The following is a 9,097-nucleotide window of genomic DNA, read 5'->3' on the forward strand; positions in this document are numbered from 1 at the left end:
ACGTGCTTATACAAAGTAGCAACACTTTAAAAAACGGCCTTACAAAGAGCTTAAATTATTTAGAGTGTAAAAGTAAGACTTCGTTAGCATAGTACTAAAGGGTTTTGAAAGCTATGAGGGATTACAGCTACCGATAATCTTAGTGGGTTTACAGATACCATCAAAAATGTGTTCCCAGAGGCTACTGCACAAATCTGTGTAGTCCATCAAATACGTAATGCATACAGGTATGTGGTGTGGAAAGATAAAAAGGCATTTACTAAGGATATGAAACTCATTTATAAAGCTCTTACCAAAGAAGCTTCTAAAGCTTATCTAAATGATTTTGCTGAAAAATGGGAGTCTAAATATTCTTATGCCATTAAAAGCTGGAGGGATAATTGGGAAGAACTTACCGCTTTCTTCGAGTTCCCTTTAGAGATCAGAAAGATCATTTATACCACTAACTTGATTGAAAACCTCAATGGGAAAATTAGAAAATACACCAAAAACAAATTATCATTCCCAACAGACCAAGCTGTAATGAAAACTGTATATTTGGCTACAAGAGAAGCAATTAAAAAATGGTCGATGCCGATCAGACATTGGGGTATAATCCTCAATCAGTTCTTAACTATATATGAAAAAAGGATTCGACTCTAAATAAGTCAAACTCTCTCAGTATTTTTACTTACACACTTTTAGAGATAGTGTCCACTATGGCATTAAATTTTTATAGAAAATCCCTTGGTTTTTAACATAAAAACTAGGTTTATAAAAGAAACAGGATATTTAATGATCTTAATACATAACAATCATTCTACTGTTTAACTACCACTGATCGATATTATTATTTCATTATTTCATTATTTCATTATTTCATTATTTCATTATTTCATTATTTCATTATTTCATTATTTCATTATTTCATTATTTCATTATTTCATTATTTCATTATTTCATTATTTCATTATTTTCAACCAATAAAAAACCACGCCAGAGGCGTGGTTTTATAATTGATACTATTATTAAGAGATAATTGTTAAACTCTTTTTTTTATCAAAAATAGCATAATTGCTAATTAACTTTAGCAAAGTTATAATCCATTCTTTTACAACTATAGCGATTATGGAACCTTGGTAAAAGTAACTTCCGCTTCATGGTGATCATACGAAGTACAGTTATCTGCTGCATTTTCCTCAAATCTCACAATAAATGTTGAGTCATCATTTATATCATAGCTACCAGGAACAGAAGATGGCCCATGCCAATCAGGTCTACCATCAGCAGTACAAACACATTCTCCAGGCTGAAATGGTACTATAATATTACCGCAAAGAAAATCCATTTCAAAAGGAATTGGATCTCTACCACTGCAAAACTTAGGTTGGTGTACAATCTGCATAACTCTTCTAGCTGGGTTATCTGGGTCTAATACTAGTTCGTAGGTAACATCATCTGCAAAAGCAAGACCCCCGTTAAAAGTTCCTGCATCGAGACCAATTGGATCGGCAAATGAAACTGTATAATTACCTACAAATGTATTTGGATCAACTGGACATAATTGATTAATGCTTACACTTAGTGTTTGATCACCCCCAGAAAAATCAGCACTAGTAGGTACTTTCAATACTAAAACTCTAGTAGAAGCTTCTACACCTGCATCTTCAAAACCAACGGTTAACACCCCTTCATAAGAATTCGCAGGTATCACTATCGTTCCAACTGTATATTCTGAAGATGCCAAAGTGGTTTCTTCTTCTAGTACTTCAACAGAAATGGATCTTTCTGAAGAACTTACACTACTTACGATAACCGGAATTTCTTCAGAAGATGCTTGACCAATATTAACAGTAAAACTTTGATTTGATTCTTCAAACTTTACAAAAGTCTGACTTTCGCTAAAAATCACTTTATCCTGTTCACAGGATACCAATATTGCACAAAGTGCAACAAGGCTTAAAATACATTTTTTCATAACTTAATTTGTTTTTTTAGGTTAATAACCTGGGTTTTGTTGTTCTCGCATAGTAGGATTAGCAATCAACTCTACCTGTGGAATAGGTAACGTAAATCTATGATCTGTCACAGATAACGAGCATGCTCCATTCACTCTAGAATCAGCACAATCCAAAGGATCTCTTAATATACCTTGGTTGGCAAGACTTCCTAAACGTTTTAAATCTAGGTATCTATGTCCTTCAAAAGCAAACTCTATACGACGCTCATTCAAAACAGCAGCAAAAGCTTCTGTTGCATCAGCATACACTGGTAGTACTTGTGCTGTACTAAATCTTGCATCGCGTAATTGTTTGATATATGCCGCAGTAGAATTAGCTGCACCATTAATATTACCATTAACAGCTGCCGCTTCAGCCAAAATTAATAACATCTCTGAAGATCTAAATACTTTTAAATCATTCATTAAAGGTTGCGTTTCAGACCCAGGGTACTTACCAACTAATAAAACATCTCCGTTTTCAAAATCTGCTGCATTTTGATAATCTGCAGAAATTACTGACTCTGATCCAACATTAACATCAAATCTAATATCATCTGTGTCTAATAGATTAAACAAAGATCTTCCAATTTCAAAATATGCTCCTCCGTTAATAGTTTCATTGGTAAAGGCAAACTTAGCACCTGCTCTACTTTGATCCGCTATACCAGATACAAGATTACCTGCTACATCAAATACATCCCCTAAAGTACGCTCAAGTTTGAAGATAATCTCTGTATTATCAACATCTAAAAACATGTTAGTATACTCTGTTCTATCAGCTATAGGATAATTCCCTAGTAATGATTGAGCATGTGTAACCGCAGTAGCATATTGACCACGATATAATGCCATACGTGCTCTTAATGCAGTAACAAAATCCTTAGATACAAAAGTAGCATTGCTTTGATCTGCAATTAAATTTTCTGCTCTTTGTAAATCAGCTTCAATTAATGCAAAAACCTGAGCATTAGTATTACGTGGTAAAGCATCATCTATACTAGGTATAAAATCCACCGCTACAACTCCAAGAGCACTGTCATCCGTCATATCTGTCGAAAAATAAGACAATAATTTGAAATGAGAATATGCTCTAAGCGCATGCGCTTGTCCTAATATATCATTATAATCACCTTGCTCTCCATCTTCTACAGGTACATTTTCTGCTGCCAAAATTATTCGAGTAGCAGTGTTTATTTCTGCATAACCTCTCACCCATAACGTTGCAGGAGCAACAGAAGTTGCATCTAAAATAAATTGATACTCGGTTGCTCTTTGTCCCCCACTATTAAATCCAATAGCTAGTTCATCTGTAAAGGTAGATACATGAGCTATTTCCTGAACCATATCATAGTTGGTATAAAGTCCATTAAGACCTTCTTGTAAATCTTGGACGCTCTGAAACGCCACATCTGTAGTAATATTACCTACTTGATCAATATCTATGGCGTCTTCACAAGATGTAAAAAGTGCCAATAAAAATACAAATTTTATTATTTTTTTCATGTCTTTTTTTTTTTAAAATCCTAGTTCAACTCCAAATGAGAATATTCTTGGAGAAGGATATGCTCTCGTTTCTAAATCACCACGTGTTTCGGCATCATATCCTCTCCACTCTGTAAATGTTACCAAATTTTCTGCCGAGCTAAATATCTTAAGTTTCGATAAACCAGTACCTTTTAAATATTCTTTAGGAAAAACATATCCAAAATTTAAAAAACGTAATCTTACAAAATCTGCACTAGTCAGAAAACGATCACTAGTATCTCTCAATATAGTAGAGTTAGAAGCTGTTATACTAGGAATGTCGGTACTACGATTATCTGGAGTCCATGCATTAAACAAGTCTGCAGATAACTGAAAGTTAGAAAGAGCAAAACCATTATTAATAAGTTCATAATAAATAACGTCTGTTCTATCAACTCCAACAACAAAACTCCATTGATTATCTAAATAAAATCCTTTATAATTAAGGTTAAATCCAAAACTTCCTGTTGCTTCAGGGATTCTACTTTTACCTGTCCAAACGGCATCTGTATCAGGATTTGGATTTTCTGTTAAGTTTCCATCTATATCTAAAAACAATACATTACCGTTAGCTGGGTTCACCCCTGCATATCGAACTAGCTTTCTTTCACGTAATCCACCACCATTTCTACCTATTCCTAATATCTCACCTGTTTCAGAAGGTAAATTAGCCAATTCATTTTTATTATAGTTACCTACAAAGTTAAGTGTTAAGGTTAGGTCTTTTCTTTTAAGAAGATCATAATGTAATACCCAATCTATACCCTTATTAATTACATCACCTACATTTGCATTAATTCCAGTAGTTCCATTTATAGCAGATATTCTATCTAACTGAAATGCCCCTTCTGTTTTTTTGTGGTATACATCTAAACTACCTCTTAATCTACTATTGAATACTTGAAAATCCAGACCAATATTTGCCTGAGCTACTTCTTCCCATCGTAAGGTATCATTACCCAATTGAGTTAACACTAAAGAGTTTAGATTACCATAACCACTACTACTAGTTCCAAAAAACGTTTCAGAACGCTCTGGAGCTGTAAAGTAATCTCCATCAACAATTCTTTGGTTTCCTGAGATACCGTATGAAGCTCTTAACTTTAAATCGTTAAAGGCTGAGTTTAACATAAAATCTTCTTGAGAGATATTCCAACGTGCTCCAATAGAGTAAAACGTTCCCCATCTGTTTGTTGATGAAAATCTATAAGAAGCATCACGTCTTAAAGTAGTAGAAACTCCATATTTACCAGCATAATCATAATCAAGATTTCCAAAATAAGAGAACAATCCAGCATCATTTCTAAAAGAACTGGCATCATCTACAAAGAAATCATTGTTTGCATTGTCACTTATATATCCACTACCATCACCTGGTGAAAAAGTTCTTGGATTTAAACCTCTTGCAAAATGTCCATGTCCTCTACGATGTGCTTTAAAATATTCTAGAAAAGCTGTAGCATCTATAGTATGGTCAGAAAAAGATTTATTATAATTTAATGACAAGTTATTGTTAATAGAAACATCTCTTCTTGAAATTTGATCTTGAAAACCTGGAGTAGTATTTCCAGCTTGTGCAAAAACTAATGCTCTATAAGCATCTGGCGGTACTGCTTCGTATTGAGTTTCATGCTCGTAATCAATACCTACATTAATTTTCGCCGTTAAATTTTCTATCAATTCATAATCTGCAGAAAATCCTGCCACTACCTTCGTCTCTTCTTCAAGAAAGTTATAATTTCTCAATCTATCCATTAGATATATCGGAGTAAGTGCAAGAGAGAATCCTTGATTTGCCAAATCTGCTCCATTTGTATATTCATCTGGAGAGATATAAGGAAGTCCTGCATTTGCTCCATAGAAAAAGTTTGTTGTTACCCCAAATGACTCATCATCATTTTGAGTATTACTTTTAGAGTAATTTGCCGTTAGTGAAGTACTATAATTAAACTTACCGTTCTCCGAACTTCCGTTAATATTATTTCTAAAACTAAAACGTTGTAATCCTGTATTTCTAAGAATTCCATCTTGACTCATATACCCTAAAGAAGTATAAGTAGAACTGTTTTTACCTCCTTGTCTAAACGCTAAGTTATGATTTAGAGTAAGACCTGTTCTGAAAAATACATCTTCCCAATCTGTAGTTGGTGTAGCATCAATTTGTGCGTCGGTCATACCAACTCCTCTTCCAGACCCTAATATATCACGTTCAAAACGTAAATATTCTGGAGCAGTCATAAAATTATAATCATTCCCTTGAAGTCTTGAAAAACTTTGAGAACCAGTATAAGTTACTTCTAAAGGTGAGTCCTTTTTACCTTGTTTAGTTTTAATAACAATTACCCCGTTTGCTCCTCTACTTCCAAAAATAGAAGATCCAGCAGCATCTTTAATAACTGATATAGATTCTATATCATTAGGGTTTAAACTCCTAAAGTTATCCTCATTAACAGGAACACCATCCATTATAAACAAAGGCTCTGTGTTACCATTAATCGAGGCAACCCCCCTAATTTGCACCAAGGAATTAGCTCCAGGTTGTCCACTATTAGTTGCGATATCCAAACCTGCAACCTGACCAGATAGTGATGTTACAAAACTTGCCTGTGGCCTAGCTTCTAATGCATCAGAAGTAAGCATTACACTAGCAACAACAGATTTTGCTCTGGCTACAGTCCGATATCCTTCAATAACGACTTCTTGTAACTCAGAATAATCTTCTTCCATTTCTATATTTACCCTGTCATTGCCACTTACGGTTATTTCGACAGTCTTTAATCCAAGAAATGAAAATACCAAAACTTCTCCTTGAGATGCTTGAATGGTATAATTACCATCAAAATCCGTAAGGACCCCGTTTGTAGTATTTTTAACAATAACATTTACCCCTGGGATGGGTAAATTACTTGACGATGATGTTACGGTACCAGTAATGGCACTTTGTTGCGCGACCATAAAATGGGTCGCAATCATCATTAACAACAATAATAATTTAACATTTTTAGTTTCCATATTTTGCTCTTACATTATTAATTCAGCAATGAAGTTGATATTTATTAATTAATTCAGCTTATTAATTCGGGTTGAAATTGATATTTATTATTGGCATATCAAACAAAAAGTAACTATTTGGATAATATAGTATCATAATTGGATAATATAAAAATAAAATAAAACCTTCGTAGGTTCGTTCCGCCCTATAGTTAATATTATGTTAATTTTCTTATCGAATGACTTAAAATCTTCTTTTCCAAGATATTAAAATTTTAGTTCTTTTGACAAGTATGGATGAGTGAATTTAAAGAAAAAATCTTAAAGAGTTGATATCTATTTGACTTAAAGGTTAAATTTCAGCGTATAACGTTAAAATATTATGGTAATTCCTGTACTTTTTTGTGAAAATCTGTTTTAATTTAAAAGATTAGAAAAAAAAAATGATCTCAAAAGAAGAATTACCATGATCAATTTTACCCTTGCACAATAAAATTTTTGAGAAATTTATAATCCACTTTTAGGCTATTTAGTATAGGTTAATTGTTAGATATTTTAATTATTTATGAAAACTTGACTTAAAAGAGTTTATAACGGTGATTTATCTTCTTAAAGAACATTTACGTTAGATTTACCGTCAGATATGTAATTCGCCAAAGATACACCTTAAGGAACAGTTAAAAAGCTCTAATCCTTCTTTATCCAATTTTACATTAGAACCTTTAAATACTTTTTAAGGACTCCAAATCGTGATGCAATCGAACATTGTTAAATCCAAATAAAAGCATACAAACTTCAAAACATACCATCAAGAGTATATTTTTGTTTTTAGAATTGACTTAACAGCTTTAATGATATATACTCCTCTTCTTTATTCAAGTCTATAAAAACTGTAATTTTAGAATTTATAATTTCATTATTCTAAAACATCTTATTGCTCCCCTTTATTATATATCCGATTTTATCAATCTTGCTTAAATTTTGAGCATTACTTTAAATTTGGGAAGCTTCAGCTATTTAGATAAGTTCAAATAAAGAGTTGTTGATTTTCCTGTTTTTTTTGTATCTGAAGTAATTTGATAATCTATATATTCGTTAGATTTTGCACGATCTCTATATTTACATATTCAAATTATCCTTACGTAAACCTTAAAAGGTCAGCGCTATCTCTCTTTATCTGTGAAATATGTGGTGGCACTTAACTGCTCAGGAACCTTTTTTAACTAATGAAAATGCATGGAGAGAAGTTCCTATACGCAATACGCCTTGACACCCCATTCTCCGTGAGCTTCAAAATTTATCCCACCTGCGTTTTTAAGCTTTCCGTATTCAAAAAACATATGCGGTTTTTTTAACAACTCCAGGTCATTGACCAATTGACTTCCTCTATTCCGTTTTTTTTGTAAAACAACCTATTGATTTAATGCCAATTAGAAAATATAGTTTAGTCCCTCTAATAGAGAGCATACCTCCTTTATTTCTAAAGTATAATAATCATCAACACAAAAGCGAGGCGGAACTAGTACGGACTTTTTTGGAAACATAACAGGGTTAGACTTATATTCATTTCAGATCGTATTACATAACTGTTACTATTTTCACCTAGCATTAGCAACATTTTAGTTTAGTCCAAATTTTTATTCCTTTCGGAAATATTAAAAATAAATGAAGTAGTGCCAATAATATTGCACCTGGAATAATATTGACCGCAATAAGATTTAATAACTCTTGTCCTTTAGTTATAATTATTCACTGTGCTTAACAATAATCCGTGTTCAGTCACACTAATTCGTGTTGCTAATAGTAATCCAGCAGCTGCAAAGTGAAAACCATTAGAAAAAAGGTGTATTTATGTATTCCCATTTTGGTAACCCTCCCATAAACTGCCTACTATTTTTTTTTCAGAATAAGCATCTATTGCTAAAATGACAAGGTCAAAAAGGATAAGCAAGACACCTATATAAAAACCAAAATTATCTTTATTAATAAATAGCAACCAAACTATCAAAGGAAATAAAATTGCTCTTATGCTATGCTTTTTGTCCTCAAATAGCATTAAGATATTTCTTTTCTAATTCTACTTAACGTTCGTCTTGTAACACCGAGGTAGGATGCAATATAGTTTAGCGGAGATTTTTGTATGATTTCGGGCTGTTCTTTAAGTAATCGAAGGTATTTTTCTTTAGCAGTTTCATTATTTAAAATAGAGGCATATTGTTCCATAATAATAAACTCCTTTTCTGCTACTAATCGGCCAATTTTTTGCCAATTAGCACTTTCTGTATAGAGTTCATGCAAATCTTCATAATTCTGACTAACGTCAATTTTCTTTGTTGAAAATCAGTAGGTTTTAAATTCAAGATCTTCTGGTTTGATGTCAAATTTATCAATTTGTTTTTTAATTCTTTTGACGAGTCCAAGTTTTCTTTTTTGGTCAAGGTATAAGTATCCTTCTGGATTTTGATATGGTTTAGCCTTGACAATCATATTCCAGATGATTATAGCAAGTTTTCTAGCTGTTGCTGTAATAGCAGAGACTCTTCCTTTTCTAAAATTTATTCTATGGAAAAAATCTCTAAGAGGAGTACTGTCTTTTAAATT

At 32.7% G+C, this 9,097-nt stretch carries 4 protein-coding genes and 2 pseudogenes; 1 reads left to right on the forward strand and 5 read right to left on the reverse strand.

Going from position 1 to position 9,097, the window contains the following annotated elements; translation table 11 throughout:
- Positions 1 to 120 precede the first annotated feature (120 nt).
- A pseudogene (locus ABW636_RS22325) lies at positions 121 to 642 on the forward strand (IS256 family transposase); the annotation flags it as partial.
- Between the two features lie 463 nt (positions 643 to 1,105).
- On the opposite strand, the gene ABW636_RS22330 reads toward ABW636_RS22325, so the two are convergent.
- The 5 genes and pseudogenes from ABW636_RS22330 to ABW636_RS22350 all read right to left on the reverse strand — a co-directional run.
- On the reverse strand, positions 1,106 to 1,957 hold the full coding sequence (locus ABW636_RS22330) for a hypothetical protein (protein WP_367592316.1): 852 nt from the start codon (positions 1,955 to 1,957) through the stop codon (positions 1,106 to 1,108).
- 21 nt (positions 1,958 to 1,978) lie between these two features.
- Positions 1,979 to 3,484 (reverse strand): RagB/SusD family nutrient uptake outer membrane protein, encoded by a 1,506-nt coding sequence (locus tag ABW636_RS22335; RefSeq protein ID WP_367592317.1) that lies wholly within the window; start codon positions 3,482 to 3,484, stop codon positions 1,979 to 1,981.
- 12 nt (positions 3,485 to 3,496) lie between these two features.
- A complete protein-coding gene (locus ABW636_RS22340; RefSeq protein WP_367592318.1) occupies positions 3,497 to 6,517 on the reverse strand; it encodes a SusC/RagA family TonB-linked outer membrane protein in 3,021 nt (1,006 codons plus the stop codon).
- Positions 6,518 to 8,551: 2,034 nt separating this feature from the next.
- On the reverse strand, positions 8,552 to 8,794 hold the full coding sequence (locus ABW636_RS22345; RefSeq protein ID WP_367592319.1) for a cyclic nucleotide-binding domain-containing protein: 243 nt from the start codon (positions 8,792 to 8,794) through the stop codon (positions 8,552 to 8,554).
- Positions 8,795 to 8,836: 42 nt separating this feature from the next.
- Positions 8,837 to 9,097: pseudogene (locus ABW636_RS22350) on the reverse strand (hypothetical protein); the annotation flags it as partial.

This window comes from Aquimarina discodermiae (assembly GCF_040786235.1).
Classification (GTDB): Bacteria; Bacteroidota; Bacteroidia; order Flavobacteriales; family Flavobacteriaceae; genus Aquimarina.